Annotated in this window: 16 protein-coding genes and 1 riboswitch; of the genes, 8 read left to right on the forward strand and 8 right to left on the reverse strand. The window is 53.0% G+C overall.

From position 1 onward, the window contains the following. Positions 1-41 precede the first annotated feature (41 nt). From FDW92_RS20035 to argE, 6 genes are all read right to left on the reverse strand, one after another. Positions 42-1,145 carry a glycerol dehydrogenase gene (locus FDW92_RS20035; protein WP_042313362.1) on the reverse strand — a complete coding sequence of 368 codons (1,104 nt, stop codon included), beginning with the start codon at positions 1,143-1,145 and terminating at the stop codon, positions 42-44. A gap of 12 nt (positions 1,146-1,157) precedes the next feature. After that, entirely contained in the window at positions 1,158-1,820 is a 663-nt protein-coding gene (fsa, locus tag FDW92_RS20040; RefSeq protein ID WP_042313359.1) for a fructose-6-phosphate aldolase, read from the reverse strand. 245 nt (positions 1,821-2,065) lie between these two features. Continuing rightward, entirely contained in the window at positions 2,066-2,926 is an 861-nt protein-coding gene (locus FDW92_RS20045) for an AraC family transcriptional regulator (RefSeq protein ID WP_042313356.1), read from the reverse strand. 85 nt (positions 2,927-3,011) lie between these two features. Next, a complete protein-coding gene (locus tag FDW92_RS20050; protein WP_042313354.1) occupies positions 3,012-4,745 on the reverse strand; it encodes a phosphoethanolamine transferase CptA in 1,734 nt (577 codons plus the stop codon). Between the two features lie 209 nt (positions 4,746-4,954). After that, positions 4,955-7,606 carry a phosphoenolpyruvate carboxylase gene (ppc, locus tag FDW92_RS20055; RefSeq protein ID WP_042313352.1) on the reverse strand — a complete coding sequence of 884 codons (2,652 nt, stop codon included), beginning with the start codon at positions 7,604-7,606 and terminating at the stop codon, positions 4,955-4,957. Between the two features lie 279 nt (positions 7,607-7,885). Further along, the gene (argE, locus tag FDW92_RS20060) at positions 7,886-9,037 is read right to left on the reverse strand and encodes an acetylornithine deacetylase (protein ID WP_042313349.1); all 1,152 of its coding nucleotides are present in this window, start codon (positions 9,035-9,037) and stop codon (positions 7,886-7,888) included. Between the two features lie 155 nt (positions 9,038-9,192). Here argE and argC point away from each other — a divergent pair, with 155 nt between their 5' ends. The 4 genes from argC (at position 9,193) to oxyR (ending at position 13,688) form a co-directional block, all read left to right on the forward strand. Continuing rightward, positions 9,193-10,197: an N-acetyl-gamma-glutamyl-phosphate reductase gene (gene argC / locus FDW92_RS20065; protein WP_042313346.1), complete on the forward strand. Its 1,005-nt coding sequence runs from the start codon at positions 9,193-9,195 to the stop codon at positions 10,195-10,197. A gap of 10 nt (positions 10,198-10,207) precedes the next feature. Continuing rightward, on the forward strand, positions 10,208-10,981 hold the full coding sequence (gene argB / locus FDW92_RS20070; protein ID WP_042313345.1) for an acetylglutamate kinase: 774 nt from the start codon (positions 10,208-10,210) through the stop codon (positions 10,979-10,981). A gap of 117 nt (positions 10,982-11,098) precedes the next feature. Continuing rightward, complete coding sequence (gene argH / locus FDW92_RS20075) at positions 11,099-12,472, forward strand: argininosuccinate lyase (protein ID WP_038636075.1); 1,374 nt, start codon at positions 11,099-11,101, stop codon at positions 12,470-12,472. A 298-nt stretch (positions 12,473-12,770) separates the two neighbouring features. Then, positions 12,771-13,688, forward strand: a complete 918-nt coding sequence (oxyR, locus tag FDW92_RS20080; RefSeq protein WP_042313342.1) for a DNA-binding transcriptional regulator OxyR — start codon at positions 12,771-12,773, stop codon at positions 13,686-13,688. Here the strand turns inward: oxyR and sthA are convergent. After that, a complete protein-coding gene (sthA, locus tag FDW92_RS20085) occupies positions 13,671-15,071 on the reverse strand; it encodes a Si-specific NAD(P)(+) transhydrogenase (RefSeq protein WP_042313339.1) in 1,401 nt (466 codons plus the stop codon). The genes oxyR and sthA overlap by 18 nt on opposite strands. 191 nt (positions 15,072-15,262) lie before the next feature. Here sthA and fabR point away from each other — a divergent pair, with 191 nt between their 5' ends. Further along, positions 15,263-15,898: an HTH-type transcriptional repressor FabR gene (gene fabR / locus FDW92_RS20090; RefSeq protein WP_003028862.1), complete on the forward strand. Its 636-nt coding sequence runs from the start codon at positions 15,263-15,265 to the stop codon at positions 15,896-15,898. Between the two features lie 15 nt (positions 15,899-15,913). Continuing rightward, a complete protein-coding gene (locus FDW92_RS20095; protein WP_003825114.1) occupies positions 15,914-16,273 on the forward strand; it encodes a YijD family membrane protein in 360 nt (119 codons plus the stop codon). Between the two features lie 36 nt (positions 16,274-16,309). Here FDW92_RS20095 and trmA read toward each other — a convergent pair whose 3' ends face one another. Continuing rightward, positions 16,310-17,410, reverse strand: coding sequence for a tRNA (uridine(54)-C5)-methyltransferase TrmA (trmA, locus tag FDW92_RS20100; protein WP_042313337.1), 1,101 nt, complete (start codon positions 17,408-17,410; stop codon positions 16,310-16,312). A 115-nt stretch (positions 17,411-17,525) separates the two neighbouring features. Further along, a riboswitch (cobalamin riboswitch) is annotated at positions 17,526-17,713 on the forward strand. 64 nt (positions 17,714-17,777) lie between these two features. Between trmA and btuB the strand changes: the two genes are divergently transcribed. Both btuB and murI read left to right on the forward strand, forming a co-directional pair. Continuing rightward, positions 17,778-19,616 (forward strand): TonB-dependent vitamin B12 receptor BtuB, encoded by a 1,839-nt coding sequence (btuB, locus tag FDW92_RS20105; RefSeq protein ID WP_042313335.1) that lies wholly within the window; start codon positions 17,778-17,780, stop codon positions 19,614-19,616. Then, the gene (murI, locus tag FDW92_RS20110; RefSeq protein ID WP_042313333.1) at positions 19,561-20,412 is read left to right on the forward strand and encodes a glutamate racemase; all 852 of its coding nucleotides are present in this window, start codon (positions 19,561-19,563) and stop codon (positions 20,410-20,412) included. The genes btuB and murI overlap by 56 nt, the downstream gene beginning before the upstream one ends. The last annotated feature ends 59 nt before the right edge of the window (positions 20,413-20,471 follow it).

Here is a 20,471-nt window from a genome sequence, read left to right on the forward strand (position 1 = left end):
ATAAAAAATCCCCGTGATTGCGGGGATTTTTTATTGGCAGGTTATTCCCACTCTTGCAGATAACGCTGCCCATACTGGTCAGCGACCAGCAATGCGGCATACACCTGATCCGGCGTTGCGCCGCCAGGCATGTTGTGGATGGTTTCGCCTTCAGCACAGGCAGCCTCTGCCACAATGCGCATTTTCGCCGGGATATCCTGTTTGATATCCAGTTGCGCCAGGGTAATCGGCAACCCAACGGAATGACAGAGTGCCGCCACGGTTTCGATTTCATCGACCGGCGCGTTTTCCAGCACCAACTGCGTTAGCGTACCAAACGCCACTTTCTCGCCGTGGTAGTAATGATGCGCATCCGGGATCGCCGTCAGGCCGTTATGAATGGCGTGAGCCGCTGCCAGACCACCGCTTTCAAAACCGACGCCGCTCAGATAGGTATTGGCCTCAATAACGCGCTCCAGCGCAGGTGTAACCACGCGCTGCTCGGCTGCCAGCATCGCTTTTTCACCTTCTTCTATCAGTGTATTAAAGCACAGCTCAGCCAGTGCCAGCGCCGCCTGGGTGCACTGACCACCCGCCATGGTGGTTGCGCCGCTGCGTGAACAGGCACGCGCTTCGAACCAGGTCGCCAACGCATCGCCGATGCCTGCGGCTAACAGACGTGCCGGTGCGCCCGCAACAATTTTAGTATCAACAATGACCCTGTCCGGGTTGTTCGGCAGTAGCAGATAGCGATCGAATTCACCCGCATCGGTGTAAATGACGGACAGGGCGCTGCACGGTGCATCGGTAGAGGCGATGGTTGGCGCAATGGCGACAGGCACGCCCATAAAATGCGCCAGCGCTTTGGCGGTATCCAGCGTTTTCCCGCCGCCAATACCAAGTACTGCGCCACACTGCGCTTTTTCCGCCACGCCGCGCAAACGGTCGATTTCGTTTTGCGAACATTCACCGCCAAAAGGCGCGATCTCCAGCGCCAGTCCGGCATCCTGGAAGCTTTTTTCCAGCGCGGATTGTGCGAAGCCTAAGACAAACTTGTCCCCAACGACCAGCCAGCGTTCTGCCAGTGGTTTGAGGTAGCTGCCAAGACGGGTAATAACATCGGCACCCTGGATGTACTTACCAGGTGATTGAATAATGCGATCCATACTTTATTTCCCTCACAGGTTGATGTGACCAAATGCGTTGTTCCAGTCCTGCTCAAACTTCTCTATTGCTGACTTTACCGCAGGGGTATTGAGCATTTGTTGCGCTACGTCTAAGGGCAGGGTGATTGCTTCACATCCTGCCAGTAAGCAATCCAGCGCCTGACGCGGGGTTTTAAAGCTGGCCGCCAGTACCATGCTGTTTGGCGCATGTAGCTCCAGTAGCGTTTGCAGTTCCTGTACCGTGCGGATCCCGTCGCCGCCCTGAGCGTCAATGCGGTTAACGTAAGGCGCGATATATTTTGCGCCAGCCAGCGCGGCCAGTAGACCTTGCGAAGCACTGTACACGGCGGTTCCCAGGGTGGTGATACCCTCTTTTTTCAGTAACTTGATGGCGGCCAGACCTTCAGCAGTAACGGGAATTTTCACCACGATACCCGGTACGGCATTGCTCAGACGTTTAGCTTCTTCCACCATGCCCTGCGCGTCGCGGCTCATGGTTTGGGCAAAAAGAATGCCCTCTTCGCCAATGGCGTTTTGCAGGCGCGGCAGCACATCCCAGATGGATTCTTTGCTTGCCGCCACAATGCTTGGGTTGGTGGTGACACCCGCGATAGGGAAGATGCGGGCCAGACGTTCAACTTCCGCGACGTTGGCGGTATCAAGGTAAAGTTCCATACAAAACACCCTCTTAATTTTGCGTGAGCAGCCCGTTGCCGGAATGCGTTGTTGTGCACAGGATAAGAGCGTTTTGCCGCATCGCGCTATCTGACAAATCTGTCAAAAGCTGGATAAATGTAATGTATCTATAAAAGTGAGATTTACTTCACATGTCAGCTACGGATAGGGTTTGTTGCGGTGATGGGGATGGTGAGTTAGCTTTTGATATTACAAAAATCCAGTTAATGTTGTTTTTATCTTCTTTATTGCTGGCGGATCGCTTTCTCCGTCAACTGGCTGTGATATTGCCGGCGATATTCTGAGGGCGAACGTTCGGTATTCTTGCGAAACAGGCGGCAGAAGTAATTGCTGTCAACAAACCCGCAGGTGTGCGCCACTTCTTTAATCTTCAGCTCATAACCTTTCAGTAACGTCTTCGCGTGTTCCAGACGTGTGTGGTTCAGGTATTCGTTAAACCCGATGGCGCCCGTTTTTTGAAACAGATGGGAGAGGTAATTGGGAGAAATGTAAAACGCCTGCGCGACGGACTCTCGGGTGAGCGGCGAAGCGTAGCGTTCATCAATATAGTCGCGAATGGCTTCGAACAGCGCCTGACTGCGTGACGCGGTCTGGATCTGGCTGCCGAGCAGATCGCGGCAGTGGCTGAGTAAACTCGCGACGATTAACCTGGCGGTTTGCTGCTCCTGTGGTTGCATCTGCATTTCATTGAGCGTTTGCAGCAGGAAAGAGCCAATGCGTGGCCCACGCCGCGCGACGTGCTGGCGGGTAACATTTTGATATTGCTTACCGTCCCACTGGACGATGCTGAAACCCAATTGCTGTTTGCCAAACAGGATGCTGAGTGTGGTCACCGGTGTGCGCCACTGGGGGAAGTTCCAGCCGCTAGCCGGCACGAACAGCACATCGCAAGGGAGTAACGTCGCGGGAGCACCTGCAACGCCGTTATCGGTGAACTCACCTTCCAGCACAATCTCCAGCCGGGGAAAATCAACCTGATATGCCAGTTCCGGCGTTGAGCTACTGGTACTGGCAAAATAAATCTGGCGCAGCGGTGTGGGGCCGTTAATCAGGCGGGCGAGAAGATGGCTGATGTCGTGATACATGTTAATCCCTTGCAGGCAGCAGACAGGGAGAACAGTAACCGCCATTATAAAAAAAGGCCACTCTTAAAGAGTGGCCTGTGTGGGATTATTGATTACCGATTTGATCGCCGTAAGGCAAGGTATCGTAATCAATCAGGGCATTCTTCTTGTATGGATTGCCAATCCAGCGAGTCGTCTCTTTGAACTGCGGGCTGGTAATGGAACGCGTTGGATCGAAGCCATCGTAAGTGAAGCCTGCTAAATCAGACCAGGTATGGATTAGCTCTGAGCTGCTGTATTTACGATTCACATCCTGCGAGAAGTCCCGAGGATGCGCGGCCTGCCATTTTTCCGAGGTCCATAATAAGAACGGCACCGTATACATATGGCGTGTCGGATTGTCTTCATTACGGCCCTGCGTTTTATGCGGTGGCGTGTCGTACACCTCTTCACCATGATCGGAGAAGTACAGCAGGAAACCGTTCGGATCGGTCGCTTTGTAGTCTTTGATCAGGCTGGCAATGATGTGGTCATTGTAGACATTCGCGCTGTCGTAATCGTTGTAGGCTTCCAGCTCATCATTACCCAAACCAGCGGGAACGTTGTCGATATTGTTGTCGAACTTGCCCTGACCATCCGGATAACGGAATTTGTACTTAATATGGGTACCCAGCAGGTGAACGATGATGAATTTTTTCGGTGCCGGGTCGGCCAGGACTTCTTTAAATGGCGCCAGCACATTGCTGTCATATTCGCGCGCACTTTGCGTACGCTGCTGGTTCATATAGAACTGCTTATCTGTCTGCTTAGAGAACACCGTCAGCATGGTGTTGCGGGCAGTCATTGTCTGCTGATTGGTGATCCAGAATGTTTTATAACCCGCCTGTTTCATCATGTTCATCAGGGATGGCTGGGTCAGATACAGATCCGGGTTCTTCTCGTTGGCAAAGGTCAGCGCCTGCTGCAGGATTTCAATGGTATACGGACGTGAGGTCACGACATTATTGAAAACGGTGAAGTTAGGATCGGTTTTATGCAGCGCATCCAGTTCCGGCGTTGTTTCGCGTGGGTAACCGTACAGGCTCATTCGACCACGCTGCGTTGACTCACCAATTACCAGCACTAATGTACGTGGTGCGTCACCGGAATGGTCCTTAAAGTTGGCCAGCGGCGGCAGGGCATTGTTTTCATTCAGCAGGCTATTCAGTGCGGTTAACTGCTGGCGATACTGATAATAACCGGAGATAAATTGCCACGGTGCGGCGGGCTCCATCCGCGAAGCGAGACCATCCAGCGTTTTTTCAAACGGTTTATGTTTGATGAACGTGTTAACCGCCATTGGGTGCAGAATCAAGCCATATAACAGTGCGAAAGACACCAGATAGCGCCAGGGCGATGGAATATGAACAGGGCGCAGACGCGTCCACAGCAGAATCGCCATTGCCGTATACGCCAGCGCGATTAACACAATTTTCAGGCTGAAATATTGGCTCAGATATTCGCTGGCTTCGTTCGCATTGGTTTCAAACATTACGTACAGAACGCTTTGCGAGAACTCTTGTCCATAAATGACGTAATAGCTCAGAGCCGCCAGCGAGGCCGCCCATAGCATGACGCCAATAACGGCAGCGATCGCGCGGATACGGTTTGGAAACAGGAATACAGGGATCAGCCATAGCGAACTGAATAGCAAGGAGTCGCGTAAACCGGTAGATCCGCTGTAGCCGCTAAAATAGATAACGGCCTGCAGTAATGAGGAAAAAAACCAAAAATAGAGGAGCGCCCAACCCAGGGCTTTCCAGCTAAATGCAGGTTTAGACTGGGGTTGTAAGGATTGCATAGTGTGAGCCTGTCTTTAATCGTAGCGCCAAGAGTAGCGGCTAAACCTTAAGAGGAAGTGAAGCATCACGATGTTAGTATCGTGTTCTGTTGTTTATATATTCATTGAGTGAATATATACAGGCGGGAATATATTGAAAATGAAGCAGTTATAACAGCGATTTTTGATGTCGCCTTCACGCAATAGCACGAAGGCGACGGGAGGGGACGTTAGCCTGTGTTACGCATACCGGCGGCAACACCAGCGATAGTTACCATCAGCGCTTGTTCAACGCGTGGATCTGGCGCATTGCCTTGCTCTTCCGCCAGGCGCGAGCGATGTAACAGCTCTGCCTGTAAAACGTTCAGCGGATCGGTATAAACATTCCTTAACTGGATAGATTCGGCAATCCACGGCAGGTCGGCCATCAGATGTGAATCATTGGCAATCGCCAGCACGACGTCGATATCTGCTTCCAGGCGCTGACGCAGTTCTTCGCCGAGCGGCCACAACTCTTTTTTGACCAGACGTTGATCGTAGTATTCAGCCAGCCACAGGTCTGCTTTAGCGAAAACCATTTCCAGCATGCCAAGGCGTGTGGAGAAGAATGGCCAGTCGCGGCACATTGCTTCGAGTTCGCTTTGCTTACCGTCTTCCACCACTTTTTGCAGCGCGGTGCCAGCACCCAGCCATGCCGGGAGCATCAGGCGGTTTTGCGTCCAGGCAAAGATCCACGGAATGGCGCGCAGAGACTCTACCCCACCAGTCGGGCGGCGTTTTGCCGGACGTGAGCCGAGCGGCAATTTACCCAGTTCCTGCTCTGGTGTTGCGGAGCGGAAGTAAGGGACGAAGTCTTTGTTTTCACGTACATATCCACGGTAGAGCTCACACGAGATATCAGAAAGCTCATCCATGATATGGCGCCAGTTATCTTTCGGCTCTGGTGGCGGTAACAGGTTGGCCTCCAGGATGGCTGCGGTATAAAGCGACAGGCTGCTGATGGTGACTTCCGGCAGGCCGTACTTAAAGCGGATCATCTCCCCTTGTTCCGTCACGCGTAGGCCACCTTTCAGGCTGCCTGGCGGTTGAGAAAGCAGTGCGGCATGCGCAGGCGCGCCGCCGCGGCCAATGGAACCACCGCGACCGTGGAACAGCGTCAGCTCGATGCCGGCTTTTTCGCAGGTTTTGATCAGCGCGTCCTGGGCCTGATATTGCGCCCAGGAGGCCGCCATCACGCCCGCGTCTTTTGCGGAATCAGAGTAGCCAATCATGACCATTTGTTTGCCCTGAATAAAGCCGCGGTACCAGTCGATATTCAAGAGCTGGGACATGACGTCATCAGCATTGTTGAGGTCGTCCAGCGTTTCAAACAGCGGCGCAACCGGCATAGCAAAACCGATCCCGGCTTCTTTCAACAGCAGATGTACGGCCAATACATCGGACGGCGTTTTCGCCATCGAGATAACATAGGCGGCAATGGAGCCATACGGAGCTTCGGCAATGACGCGGCAGGTGTCGAGCACTTCGCGGGTATCATTGCTTGGTTCCCAGTTACGTGGCAGAAGCGGACGCTTGGAGTTCAGTTCGCGGATCAAGAAAGCCTGTTTATCCGCTTCTGACCAGTTTTCGTAGTCGCCAATGCCCAGATACCGGGTCAGTTCGCCCAGCGCTTCAGTGTGACGGGTACTTTCCTGACGAATATCAATACGTACCAGCGGCACGCCGAAACATTTCACGCGGCGCAAGGTGTCGAGCAGTTCGCCATTGGCGATGATGCCCATGCCACAGGCTTGCAGAGACTGATAACACGCGTACAGCGGATCCCAGAGCTGTTCGTTTTGGGTGAGAAGGCCGGCAGGTTTCGGTAATTTCTCGCCTTTCAGACGGGCTTCCAGCCAGGCTTGAGTTGCCATCAGACGTGAACGCAGGGTTTTCATCAGATAACGGTATGGTTCTGCTGCGCCTTCTTCACCTACCAGCGCCAGCAGTTCCGGCGTGGCATCCACCATCGACAGTTCAGAGATCAGAAACTGAATGTCTTTCAGGAACAGGTCGGTGGCTTTCCAACGGCTGAGCAATAGCACGTGACGGGTGATATCCGCCGTCACGTTCGGGTTGCCGTCACGGTCGCCGCCCATCCAGGAGGTAAAGCGAACCGGAACAAAATCAACGGGCAGCTTATAACCCAGATTCTCTTCTAACTGTTCGTTCAGTTCGCGCAGATAGTTCGGCACGCCTTCCCACAGGCTGTTTTCGACCACGGCGAAGCCCCATTTGGCTTCATCGACCGGGCTTGGGCGTATCTTGCGGATCTCATCCGTATGCCAGGACTGGGCAATCAACTGGCGCAGACGGCGCATCAGTTGATGGCGTTCATAATCGACGAGATCTTTGTTATCAAGCTGTTTGAGACAGGCGTTAACTTCACCCATTTTATGGATCAACGTACGACGGGTGATTTCTGTCGGGTGGGCAGTCAGAACCAGCTCCAGGGAGAGTGACTCCACGGCTTTTTTGATGGTGGCTTCATCGAGGTTGGGCTGGTCTTTCAGTTTACGCAGAGTGCGAGCAATCACTTCCGGGTTGCTGGCTGCTTCGCCTTTGGGCGAAATGCTGTGGTATTGCTCGGCGGTGTTGGCCAGGTTCAGGAACTGGCTAAACGCACGGGCAACCGGCAGCAGTTCGTCGTTAGACAGGTTTTGCAGCGTCGTAAGTAGCTCCTGGCGATTGACTTCATTGCCAGCGCGGGATGATTTGGACAGCTTACGGATTGTTTCTACGCGATCAAGAATGTGCTCTCCCAGCGCATCCTTAATGGTCTCTCCCAGCACTTTGCCGAGCATACTGACATTACTACGCAACGCGGAATATTGTTCGTTCATATTTACCCAGACACCCCATCTCTTTTGTAAATGTCCTGTATCTTTCGCGCCGCCGTCAACACTGCTGCAACGTGAAATTTTTCGGACTTAATTTTTTTGCCGTCTTTTATAAAGCCACGTAAAACTCGTGACGTCAATTGCTGCGAAATCGGTTCAGCAAACGAAAAAATGGCGGGAATTTACGTTATTTAATTCACATCGAATCAAATAAGCTGTGCTTATGAAAATGTTAATAAATGACCTTGCTCGCCGCTGAAGGATGAGCAAGGTTATAAACGATTAATGCCAGCAGAAATGATGCACAACCTGGGTGATCAATTCGCGAGTTGGCTTAATGAAGCGTGTTTCCAGGTATTCATCTGGCTGATGTGCCTGATTAATGGAGCCTGGGCCCAACACCAGCGTCGGGCAAAGCATCTGGATAAACGGCGCTTCAGTGCAGTAGTTCACCACTTCCGTTTGCGCTCCCAGCAGTTTTTCGACGACTTCAACCAACTGATGGTCTGGCGGACACTCATAGCCAGGAATAGGCGGATGCAGTTCCGACACCGTCAGGCGACCCGGCCAACGCTCGCTGACAGGGGCCAGCGCATCGTTAAGTAAACCATTAAGATCGTTGAGCGTCATGCCGGGCAGCGGGCGAATATCCATATGCAGCTCGCAGCAGGCGCAGATTCGGTTGGCGGCGTCGCCACCGTGGATATGACCCAAATTTAACGTCGGGTACGGAACGGTAAAAGCGTCATGGTGATAGCGTTCTTTCAGGTCATCGCGCAGAGTCATGATATGGCCGATGGCATCATGCATCAGTTCAATCGCATTGACGCCACGCGCTGGATCGCTTGAGTGACCCGACTGCCCCAAAATGCGAATTGCATTAGAGATATGCCCTTTGTGCGCACGCACCGGTTGTAGGGAGGTAGGTTCGCCAATGATCGCGCAGTCCGGGCGCAGAGCGGTGGTCTCAGAGAAGTAGCGCGCTCCCGCCATGCTGGTCTCTTCGTCGGCAGTGGCCAAAATGTAGAGGGGCTTTTTCAGCTTCGTTACGTCCACGTCACGCAGCGCGTCGAGGATAAACGCGAAGAAGCCCTTCATATCTGCCGTACCCAAACCGTAGAGCTTATTATCATGCTCGGTCAGGGTGAACGGATCGCGCGTCCAGCGTCCGTCGTCAAACGGCACGGTATCGGTATGACCCGCTAACAACAGACCGCCAGCCCCTTGTCCAATGCTCGCCAGCATATTGAATTTATTTCGCGTGTCGGGAACCGGCTGAACCTCTACATTGAAGCCTAAATCTTTGAACCAGTCCGCCAGCAGAGTGATTAAACCTGCATTGCTTTGATCCAGTGCTTCTTCGGTGGCGCTAATCGATGGCGTGGCAATCAGAGCGCGGTAAATCTCGATAAATGGCGGTAAATTGTTTTTCATTGTTGACACACCTCGGGTCATGATAGTATCAATATTCATGCAGTATTTATGAATAAAAATACATTAACGTTGAGCGTAATAAAACCCACCAAGTGTAAGGTGAGGTGATAAAGGCTTATACCTGGCAACAGAATCTAAGAAGGTGAGCAGCCCCGATGTTGAATACGCTGATTGTGGGCGCCAGTGGCTATGCCGGCGCAGAGCTTGTGACCTATGTAAATCGCCATCCTGATATGAACATAACCGCTTTGACCGTCTCAGCGCAAAGCAATGATGCAGGAAAACTCATCTCCGATTTGCATCCGCAGTTGAAAGGCATTGTTGATTTACCGTTGCAGCCAATGTCGGATATCAGCGAGTTTAGCGCAGGGGTGGACGTTGTGTTCCTCGCCACAGCGCATGAGGTCAGTCATGATCTGGCCCCGCAGTTTCTGCAGGCCGGATGTGTGGTGTTTGATCTTTCAGGCGCGTTTCGTGTTAACGATGGCGCGTTCTATGAAAAATATTATGGCTTTACCCATCAGCACCCCGACCTGCTGGAGCAGGCGGTGTACGGGCTGGCGGAGTGGAACGCAGAGCAACTGAAAGAAGCAAATCTGGTTGCCGTACCAGGTTGTTATCCGACGGCGGCGCAATTGTCGCTGAAACCTCTGATTGACGCTGGGCTGCTGGATCTCAGCCAGTGGCCGGTGATTAACGCTACCAGCGGCGTCAGCGGGGCAGGCCGTAAAGCGGCTATCTCGAACAGCTTTTGCGAAGTGAGCCTGCAGCCCTATGGCGTGTTTACCCATCGTCATCAGCCGGAAATCGCAACTCACCTCGGCGCGGAAGTGATCTTCACCCCGCATCTGGGGAACTTCCCGCGCGGAATTCTGGAAACGATCACCTGCCGTCTGAAAGCGGGCGTAACCCATGCGCAGGTGGCCCAGACACTGCAACAAGCGTATGGTGATAAACCACTGGTACGCCTGTACGATAAAGGCGTTCCGGCCCTGAAGAATGTGGTGGGCTTACCGTTTTGTGATATTGGGTTCGCCGTGCAGGGAGAGCACCTGATCGTGGTGGCGACCGAAGATAACTTATTAAAAGGCGCGGCGGCACAGGCGATGCAGTGCGCAAATATCCGTTTCGGCTTTGCTGAAACGCAGTCTCTTATTTAAGGGTGCAACAATGAATCCATTAATTATCAAGCTGGGCGGTGTTTTACTTGATAGCGAAGAGGCGCTGGAGCGACTGTTTACCGCCCTGGTGAATTATCGTGAGTCGCATCAGCGTCCGCTGATTATTGTGCACGGCGGCGGCTGCGTGGTTGATGAACTAATGAAGCAGTTGAATCTGCCGGTGAAAAAGAAAAACGGTCTGCGCGTCACCCCTGCCGATCAGATAGACATTATCACTGGCGCCCTGGCGGGTACGGCGAATAAAACCTTACTGGCCTGGGCGAAAAAACATCAAATCGCCTCTGTGGGCCTGTATCTTGGCGATGGCGACAGCGTAAAAGTGACGCCGCTCGATAAAGAGCTAGGTCATGTTGGACTCGCGCAACCGGGTTCGCCTAAGCTAATTAACACGCTGCTGGAAAGCGGCTTTCTGCCGGTAGTCAGCTCCATTGGCGTCACTGAAGATGGACTGCTGATGAACGTTAACGCCGATCAGGCGGCAACAGCGCTGGCGGCAACGTTGGGTGCGGATCTGATCCTGCTCTCTGATGTGAGTGGTATTCTGGATGGTAAAGGTCAGCGCATTGCCGAAATGACCGCCGCGAAAGCGGAGCAGTTGATCGACCAGGGGATTATTACCGATGGCATGATCGTGAAGGTCAATGCGGCGCTGGATGCCGCACGCACGCTGGGCCGCCCGGTGGATATCGCCTCCTGGCGTCATGCTGAGCAACTCCCGGCGTTGTTTAACGGCACGCCTATCGGTACCCGTATTCTGGCTTAAGTATTTGTATGCCCGATGGCGGCTACGCCTTATCGGGCCTACGTGAACAGAACCTGTAGGCCGGATAAGCGTAGCGCCATCCGGCATTGAAATTAAAAGAATTTAAGGAAGCATGTTATGGCACTTTGGGGTGGGCGTTTTACACAGGCAGCAGATCAGCGGTTCAAACAGTTCAACGACTCGTTGCGTTTTGACTACCGCCTGGCAGAACAGGATATTGTCGGCTCTGTGGCCTGGTCCAAAGCGTTGGTAACGGTCGGCGTACTGACTGCCGATGAACAGCTGCAACTGGAAGAGGCGCTGAACACGCTGCTGGAAGAGGTTCGTGCCAATCCGCAACAGATCCTGCAAAGCGATGCCGAAGATATTCACAGTTGGGTGGAAGGTAAGCTGATTGATAAAGTCGGCCAGCTTGGTAAAAAACTGCATACCGGGCGTAGCCGTAATGATCAGGTCGCGACCGACCTTAAACTGTGGTGTAAAGACACGGTTATTGAATTACTCTCTGCCAACCGTCAGTTGCAAAGTGCGCTGGTGGTGACGGCGGAGAATAACCAGGACGCCGTGATGCCGGGTTACACCCACCTGCAACGTGCGCAGCCGGTGACGTTTGCCCACTGGTGCCTGGCCTATGTGGAAATGCTGGCGCGTGATGAGAGCCGTCTGCAGGATGCGCTTAAGCGTCTGGACGTCAGTCCTCTGGGCTGCGGCGCGCTGGCGGGTACGGCATATGAAATCGATCGCGAACAACTGGCTGGCTGGCTGGGCTTTGCTTCGGCAACGCGCAACAGTCTGGACAGCGTTTCCGATCGTGACCACGTGCTGGAGTTACTCTCCGACGCCTCTATCGGCATGGTGCACCTGTCGCGTTTTGCTGAAGACCTGATTTTCTTTAATACCGGTGAAGCGGGCTTTGTCGAGCTGTCCGATCGAGTGACCTCTGGTTCATCCCTGATGCCGCAGAAGAAAAACCCGGATGCGTTGGAATTAATCCGTGGTAAATGCGGTCGCGTGCAGGGAGCGTTGACCGGGATGATGATGACCTTAAAAGGCCTACCGCTGGCGTATAACAAAGATATGCAGGAAGACAAAGAAGGGCTGTTCGATGCGCTCGACACTTGGCTGGATTGTCTGCATATGGCCGCGCTGGTGCTGGATGGCATTCAGGTGAAACGTCCGCGTTGTCAGGAAGCGGCGCAGCAGGGTTATGCCAACGCCACTGAGTTGGCGGATTATCTGGTAGCGAAAGGTGTTCCGTTCCGCGAAGCGCACCACATTGTGGGCGAGACGGTGGTTGAGGCGATTCGCCAGGGCAAACCTCTGGAAGCGTTGTCGTTGACCGACTTACAGAAGTTCAGTCCGGTTATTGGCGATGACGTTTATCCGATCCTTTCTCTACAATCGTGTCTGGACAAACGTGCGGCGAAAGGCGGCGTGTCGCCGCAGCAGGTTGCGCAAGCGATTGATTACGCGAAGGCGCGTCTGGCGTAACTTTTGTCTTTGTAGGCCTGATAAGCATAGCGCCATCAGGCAAACAGTGATCAGAGCCTGGCATCACGCCGGGCTTTTTTATGCAAAAAAAATGCGGACGCAAGGTCCGCAAAAGTTCACGTTGGCTTTAGTTATTTCGAGTATGAGAGAAACTCTCTAAACGGACAGTAGCTTCAAGGGTTAAAGGGGTACCGTTCCGTTTCTGTGGTGCATTATTAAACAGAAAGCTTGATAGGGATAATCGTTCGTTGCTATGCTACCTATCGCTACGAACTATCGTGGCGATGGAGGATGAATAATGAATATTCGTGATCTTGAATACCTGGTGGCGCTTGCCGAACATCGTCACTTCCGACGGGCGGCAGACTCCTGCCACGTGAGCCAGCCAACGCTGAGCGGACAGATCCGTAAGCTGGAAGATGAGCTGGGCGTCATGCTGCTGGAGCGTACGAGTCGTAAGGTGCTGTTCACTCAGGCAGGTCTGCTGCTGGTGGATCAGGCGCGCACCGTGCTGCGCGAGGTCAAAGTGCTCAAGGAGATGGCAAGCCAACAAGGCGAGACGATGTCTGGCCCGCTGCATATTGGTTTGATCCCAACGGTGGGGCCATACCTACTGCCGCATATCATTCCTATGTTGCACCAGACCTTCCCAAAACTGGAAATGTATCTGCATGAGGCGCAGACGCATCAGCTGTTGGCGCAACTGGATAGCGGTAAGCTCGACTGCGTCATTCTGGCGCTGGTGAAAGAGAGTGAGGCATTCATCGAAGTTCCGTTATTTGATGAGCCTATGATGCTGGCGATCTATGAAGATCATCCGTGGGCAAACCGTGACTGTGTACCGATGTCCGATCTGGCGGGTGAAAAACTGTTGATGCTGGAAGATGGCCACTGCCTGCGCGATCAGGCCATGGGCTTCTGCTTTGAAGCCGGTGCGGATGAAGATACCCATTTCCGGGCAACCAGTCTGGAAACGCTGCGCAATATGGTGGCGGCAGGTAGCGGTATTACGTTACTGCCTGCGCTGGCTGTTCCGTCGGAGCGTAAGCGTGATGGTGTTGTCTATCTGCCATGCATTAAGCCAGAACCGCGCCGTACGATTGGCCTGGTGTATCGTCCAGGTTCGCCGCTGCGCAGCCGTTATGAACAGCTGGCAGAGGCCATCCGTGGATCAATGGATGGCCATTTCGACAGTGTGTTAAAACAGGCGGTTTAAGCCATTTAGCGCCGCTACCCGATAGGCTTCCGCCATGGTTGGGTAGTTAAAGGTGGTGTTAACGAAGTACTCGATGGTGTTACCACCACCTTTTTGCTCCATTATCGCCTGACCGATGTGAATAATTTCGGCTGCACGTTCCCCAAAGCAGTGGATCCCCAGAATCTCTTTGGTTTCGCGATGGAACAGAATCTTCAACGTGCCGACACTCATGCCCACGATTTGCGCACGTGCCAGATGTTTAAACTGGGCGCGGCCGACTTCGTATGGGACTTTCATCGCCGTAAGCTGCTGTTCGGTTTTACCAACGGAGCTGATTTCAGGAATGGTATAAATCCCGGTTGGGATATCTTCGATCAGATGCGCGGTGGCTTCGCCTTTCACCAGTGCCAGGGCGGCAATACGTCCCTGATCGTAGGCCGCCGATGCCAGACTCGGATAGCCGATCACATCCCCTACAGCATATACATGCGGCAGCGCCGTCTGGTACATGCTATTTACTTTGAGCTGTCCACGGCTGTCGGTTTTCAGACCAATATTTTCCAGCGCCAGCGAATCGGTATTACCGGTGCGGCCATTGGCGTACAGCAGACAGTCAGCCTTCAGTTTTTTACCAGATTTCAGGTGCATGATGACGCCGTCATCGCAACCTTCAATCTTCTCATACTCTTCATTGTGGCGAATAACCACACCGCTATTCCAGAAGTGGTAAGAGAGCGAGTCGGACATCTCTTGATCAAGGAACGCCAGCAGACGATCGCGGGTGTTGATTAAATCAACTTTGACGTCCATTCCACGGAAGATCGACGCATATTCACAGCCAATCACCCCCGCGCCGTAAATCAGAACGTGGCGAGGTTCGTGGTGTAGGCTCAGGATGGAGTCGCTGTCATAAACCCGGGGATGCGAAAAGTCGACGTCAACAGGGCGATAAGGGCGTGAACCGCAGGCGATCACAAATTTATCCGCGGTCAGCGTTTCCACCGTGCCGTCGTGGCATTCCAGGGCGATAGTGTGTTCGTCAACAAAACGGGCATTTCCCTGCAAAATCTCGCAGTGATTACGCTCGTAAAAACCTTGCCGCATGCGCGTTTGCTGATTAATCACGTTATCAGCATGATTGAGAATATCGGCGAAGGAAGAACGGAGAAGTCGGGAATGGTCGCTGTAAAGTGGGTTCTGATTGAATTCAATAATGCGGCTGACGGCGTGGCGGAGTGCTTTCGACGGGATGGTGCCCCAGTGGGTACAGCCTCCGCCGACGTTATGATAGCGCTCAATCACCGCGACGCGCGCTCCCTGTTTAACCAGACCCATTGCAGCGCCTTCGCCGCCGGGACCGGAACCTATTACTATTGCATCGTAATCGTAGGAATGTGACATGGTCAGGCTTACCTGTTCTTATACATAAAAGCAACAGAATAGTAACATCGTTGTCGGGATAACCCAATTATCGTTGTGCTTTTTTGCGAAGTCGAAGCACAAACTGCGCGTAAACAATCATTAACAAAGCCATGCCAACAGCCTAATCTCTGGTATAGTGCCAGCAAGGTATGTGGAAGGATTCAGACATCGTGATGGGCGTTAGAGCGCAACAAAAAGAGAAAACCCGGCGTTCGCTGGTAGAGGCTGCATTTAGTCAACTCAGTGCTGAGCGTAGTTTTGCCAGTCTCAGTTTACGAGAAGTTGCTCGTGAAGCGGGCATTGCGCCAACCTCGTTTTATCGCCATTTCCGCGATGTGGATGAGCTCGGGCTGACGATGGTGGACGAAAGTGGTCTGATGCTGCGTCAGTTGATGCGTCAGGCGCGTCAGCGTATCGCCAAAGGCGGGAGTGTGATCCGTACCTCGGTCTCAACATTTATGGAGTTCATCGGCAACAATCCCAACGCCTTCCGTTTATTATTGCGCGAGCGTTCGGGAACCTCCGCAGCGTTTCGTGCAGCGGTCGCACGTGAAATTCAGCACTTCATTGCGGAACTTGCGGACTATCTGGAACTCGAAAACCATATGCCTCGTGCGTTTACTGAAGCGCAGGCCGAAGCCATGGTAACGATTGTGTTCAGCGCCGGGGCAGAAGCACTGGATGTTGGCGCTGAACAGCGTCGACAACTGGAAGAGCGGCTGGTATTGCAACTACGCATGATCGCGAAAGGCGCATTTTATTGGTACCGCCGTGAACAAGAGAAGATGACGCACCACTCCGAGTAACGAGAAGGACGAGCAATGAAACAGTCAGGTCAAGATAAAGGTACGCTGCTGCTGGCGCTGGTTGCTGGCTTATCGATCAATGGTACATTTGCGGCGCTGTTTAGCTCCATTGTGCCATTCTCAGTATTCCCGATTATTTCGTTGGTGCTGACGGTTTATTGTCTGCATCAACGCTATCAGAACCGCACCATGCCTGTGGGGCTACCAGGCCTGGCCGCCGCCTGTTTTATTCTCGGCGTTCTGTTGTACAGCACCGTGGTACGCGCTGAATATCCGGATATTGGTTCTAACTTCTTCCCGGCGGTACTGTCGGTGATTCTGGTGTTCTGGATCGGCTTTAAAGTGCGTAACCGTAAGCAGGAAATTGCGGAATAATATTTGTAGGCCGGGCAAGCCCGGTCAGGACATCACTTACTTCGCGGTCAGTAACACGCCACACTCCATATGGTGCGTATACGGGAACTGATCGAACAGAGCCAGACGTGAAACATTGTGCGTCTGGCTTAACGTTTCCAGATTCTTACACAGCGTTTCCGGGTTGCAGGATATGTACAGAATCCGCGGATACGCCTGTACCATTTTCTCCGTTTCGCTGTCCAGACCGCTACGCGGCGGGTCAACGAAAATGGTTTCACACTGGTAGCTCTTCAGATCGATCCCCTGCAAACGGTTGAACTCGCGAACCCCATTCATCGCCTGAGTAAACTCTTCTGCCGCCATGCGGATAATTTGTACGTTATCAATATGGTTAGCCGCAATGTTGTACTGGGCAGCCGCCACGGATGGTTTGGCGATTTCAGTCGCCAGCACGCGGTTGAAGTTTTGCGCGAGGGCTAATGAGAAGTTGCCATTACCGCAGTACAGCTCAAGCAGGTCGCCCTTAGAACCTTTGGTGACATCAATCGCCCATTCCAGCATCTGAATATTCATCGCGGCATTCGGCTGGGTGAAGCTGTTCTCAACCTGGCGATAGATGATCTCTTTCCCCGCGACTGGCAAGCGTTCGTCAATATAGTCCTGGTCCAGCTCGATTTTGGTTTTGGTGGCCCGGCCAATCAGATGCACGTTCAGGTTTTGCGCACGCAGCGCGTCCCGTAGCGCTTCGGCTTCCTGACGCCATTCGTCATCCAGCTTTTTATGGTACAGCATCGAGACCACCGCTTGATCGCTCAGGGTGGTGAGGTAATCAATCTGGAACAGTTTGTGGCGTAGGACATGGTTATCGCGTACCCCTTCAATCATTGCCGTCATCAGCGTGTTGATAAGCTCGCTGGCCGCCGGGAAGCTGTCGACGCGAATACGGCTTTTCGTCTGTTGATCGAACATGATGTGGTACAGGTCATCACCGTCATGCCACAGCCGGAATTCGGCGCGCATACGGTAGTGACTGACCGGTGAGCGAAACACTTCCGGAGCCTGTGCATAAAACGGTGTCATTAAGCTCTGCAGACGCACCACTTTTTCAGCTAACTGCGCGTCGTACTGTTCTGTCGGAAGATGTTCGGGGGTCATGATGCGTCCTGAAAAATAAAAGTACGCGGGGATTGTAGGGATTGCTCAACAGATGTCCAGTCATTGATGATTTCCGATATTGTGATGCGTGGTCTGGACAGTCGGTTGTAACAAACTGTAGCATCCGTTTTCCGGTCCTGTGAGTTAAAAGGGAATCCAGTGTGAATCTGGAGCTGACGCGCAGCGGTAAGGAAGGTGGGAGATGAGCGCACCTGGTGCAGACACTGCGGCTTGCCGTGGGAAGTCATCGTCTCTTTAAGTCGCCTCCAAGCCCGAAGACCTGCCGGCTAACGTCGCATCTGGTTTTCATCATCGCGTACTATCGGTGGGACCTGCGGCATCCTTCTTATATTGTGGATGCTTTACAATGATTAAAAAATCGTTGCTGTGGACGGCACTTTCCGTCACGGCATTTTCTGGTTGGGCGCAGGATGCTAGCCCAGATACTCTCGTCGTCACTGCCAACCGTTTTCAGCAGCCTCGTAGCGCAGTACTTGCTCCTATCACCGTTGTTACGCGTCAGGATATCGATCGCTGGCAATCCACCTCCGTGAATGATGTGCTTCGTCGCCTGCCAGGCGTGGATATCGCCCAATACGGTGGTATGGGACAAAATTCGTCTATTTCTATTCGCGGCACCAACGCCAGCCATGTTCTGGTGCTGATTGACGGTGTGCGGCTTAACCTGGCAGGGGTTAGCGGCGCAGCCGATCTTAGCCAGTTCCCGGTATCGTTGGTACAACGTATTGAGTACATTCGTGGACCGCGTTCGGCTATTTATGGTTCTGATGCGATTGGCGGCGTGGTGAATATCATTACCACGCGCGAAAAGCCGGGGACGGAACTGACCGCTGGCGTGGGAAGCAATGGCTACCAGAATTACGATGTCTCAACCCAACAACAGCTTGGCGAAAATACGCGCGTCACGTTGATGGGCGATTATGCCTATACCAAAGGCTTTGATGTCGTGGCTTACGGTAGTACCGGTACGCAGGCCCAGCCCGACAAAGACGGCTTCTTAAGTAAGACGCTGTATGGCGCGCTGGAACACAACTTCTCTGACACCTGGAGCGGGTTTGTTCGCGGTTACGGTTATGATAACCGAACAGATTATGACTCGGGTTATTATCCGGGGACGCCGTTAGTGGATACCCGGAAACTCTATAGCCAAAGCTGGGATGCCGGACTGCGATTCAATGGTGAGTTGATCCAGTCGCAGCTGGTTTCCAGCTATAGCCACAGTAAAGACTACAACTATGATCCGGATTATGGCCGCTATGACTCCTCGGCCACGCTGGATGAGATGAAGCAATATAATGTGCAGTGGTCAAACAGCATGGTGGTTGGTCACGGTAACGTGGGCGCTGGCGTAGACTGGCAAAAGCAAACTACGGAGCCTGGCACCGGGTATGTCACGGACGGTTACGACCAGCGGAATACCGGTCTCTACTTGACGGGATTACAGCAATTGGGTGATTTCACTTTCGAAGGCGCGGCGCGCAGTGATGACAATTCCCAATTTGGTCGTCATGGCACATGGCAAACCAGCGCTGGCTGGGAGTTTGTCGAAGGCTATCGTTTTATTGCCTCCTACGGCACCTCTTACAAGGCACCTAATCTGGGACAACTGTATGGCATGTACGGAAATTCCCATCTGGATCCTGAAGAGAGCAAACAGTGGGAAGGGGCATTTGAAGGGCTAACGGCGGATGTGAACTGGCGTTTGTCAGGGTATCGCAACGATATCGATAACATGATCGATTACAACCCCCACACCAAAAAATACTATAACGAAGGCAAAGTACGTATTAAAGGTGTTGAGGCTACAGCGAACTTCGACACTGGGCCGTTGGCGCACACGCTGAGCTACGATTACGTTGATGCACGTAATGCGATTACCGATAAACCGCTGGCGCGTCGTTCAAAGCAGCAGGTGAAGTATCAGCTTGACTGGCAGGTTTACGATTTTGACTGGGGTTTAACGTATCAGTATTTAGGAACGCGATACGACAAGGACTTCGTCACCAATCAACCGGTAAAAATGGGTGGAGTAAGCTTGTGGGATCTGACAGTGGCATATCCAATCACCTCACAGCTGACTGTTCGTGGTAAAATCGCCAACCTGTTCGATAAAGATTACGAGACAGTTTATGGCTACGCAACTGCAGGGCGGGAATACACCTTGTCTGGCAGCTACACCTTCTGATCCACGTCCCACCGTGCTGGTGTTTGATTCCGGCGTCGGTGGGTTGTCGGTCTACAATGAGATCCGCAGTCTCCTGCCGGATCTCCACTATATATACGCTTTTGATAACGTCGCCTTTCCTTATGGTGAGAAGAGCGAGGAATTTATCGTCGAGCGTGTTGTTGAGATTGTGACTGCGGTCCAGCAGCGCTATCCCCTCTCTCTTGCGGTCATCGCGTGTAATACTGCAAGCACCGTGTCGCTTCCTGCGTTACGAGAGAAATTTGCCTTCCCGGTTGTGGGCGTCGTTCCTGCTATTAAACCGGCGGCGCGACTCACGGCGAATGGCGTTGTGGGACTGCTGGCTACACGTGCGACGGTGAAGCGCTCGTATACCCATGAGTTGATTGCACGGTTTGCTAACGAATGTCAGATTGCGATGTTGGGTTCCGCCGAGCTGGTGGAACTGGCGGAAGCGAAGCTGCACGGCGAAAAGGTCTCTCTGGAGGAGTTGCGTCGCATTCTACGTCCGTGGCTGCGGATGTCGGAACCACCCGACACGGTGGTGCTGGGCTGCACCCATTTTCCTCTATTACAGGAAGAGCTTTTACAGGTCCTGCCCGAGGGAACGCGACTGGTGGATTCGGGTGCCGCGATTGCACGTCGCACGGCCTGGTTATTAGAGCATGAAGCACCGGACGCGAAATCAACCGATGAGAATGTCGCATTCTGTATGGCAATGACGACAGAAGCCGAACAATTATTGCCCGTGCTGCAACGTTATGGCTTCAAAACGCTCGAAAAACTGGCACTTTAGTTATTTTTGGTGAAAAAATACGCACTCGGGAAGTTATTTTAAATTTCCCCTTGTCAGCC

Source organism: Citrobacter sp. wls706 (assembly GCF_005281305.1).
GTDB classification, from domain to species: Bacteria; Pseudomonadota; Gammaproteobacteria; order Enterobacterales; family Enterobacteriaceae; genus Citrobacter; species Citrobacter werkmanii.

Bases quoted from the DNA above. Each gene is read 5' to 3' on its own strand.
- fsa (WP_042313359.1), bottom strand. From the start codon at position 1,820: ATGGAACTTTACCTTGATACCGCCAACGTCGCGGAAGTTGAACGTCTG.
- trmA (WP_042313337.1), bottom strand. From the start codon at position 17,410: ATGACCCCCGAACATCTTCCGACAGAACAGTACGACGCGCAGTTAGCT.
- oxyR (WP_042313342.1), top strand. From the start codon at position 12,771: ATGAATATTCGTGATCTTGAATACCTGGTGGCGCTTGCCGAACATCGT.
- argH (WP_038636075.1), top strand. From the start codon at position 11,099: ATGGCACTTTGGGGTGGGCGTTTTACACAGGCAGCAGATCAGCGGTTC.
- FDW92_RS20095 (WP_003825114.1), top strand. From the start codon at position 15,914: ATGAAACAGTCAGGTCAAGATAAAGGTACGCTGCTGCTGGCGCTGGTT.
- FDW92_RS20035 (WP_042313362.1), bottom strand. From the start codon at position 1,145: ATGGATCGCATTATTCAATCACCTGGTAAGTACATCCAGGGTGCCGAT.
- FDW92_RS20045 (WP_042313356.1), bottom strand. From the start codon at position 2,926: ATGTATCACGACATCAGCCATCTTCTCGCCCGCCTGATTAACGGCCCC.
- murI (WP_042313333.1), top strand. From the start codon at position 19,561: ATGGCTACGCAACTGCAGGGCGGGAATACACCTTGTCTGGCAGCTACA.
- btuB (WP_042313335.1), top strand. From the start codon at position 17,778: ATGATTAAAAAATCGTTGCTGTGGACGGCACTTTCCGTCACGGCATTT.
- argC (WP_042313346.1), top strand. From the start codon at position 9,193: ATGTTGAATACGCTGATTGTGGGCGCCAGTGGCTATGCCGGCGCAGAG.
- FDW92_RS20050 (WP_042313354.1), bottom strand. From the start codon at position 4,745: ATGCAATCCTTACAACCCCAGTCTAAACCTGCATTTAGCTGGAAAGCC.
- ppc (WP_042313352.1), bottom strand. From the start codon at position 7,606: ATGAACGAACAATATTCCGCGTTGCGTAGTAATGTCAGTATGCTCGGC.
- argB (WP_042313345.1), top strand. From the start codon at position 10,208: ATGAATCCATTAATTATCAAGCTGGGCGGTGTTTTACTTGATAGCGAA.
- sthA (WP_042313339.1), bottom strand. From the start codon at position 15,071: ATGTCACATTCCTACGATTACGATGCAATAGTAATAGGTTCCGGTCCC.
- argE (WP_042313349.1), bottom strand. From the start codon at position 9,037: ATGAAAAACAATTTACCGCCATTTATCGAGATTTACCGCGCTCTGATT.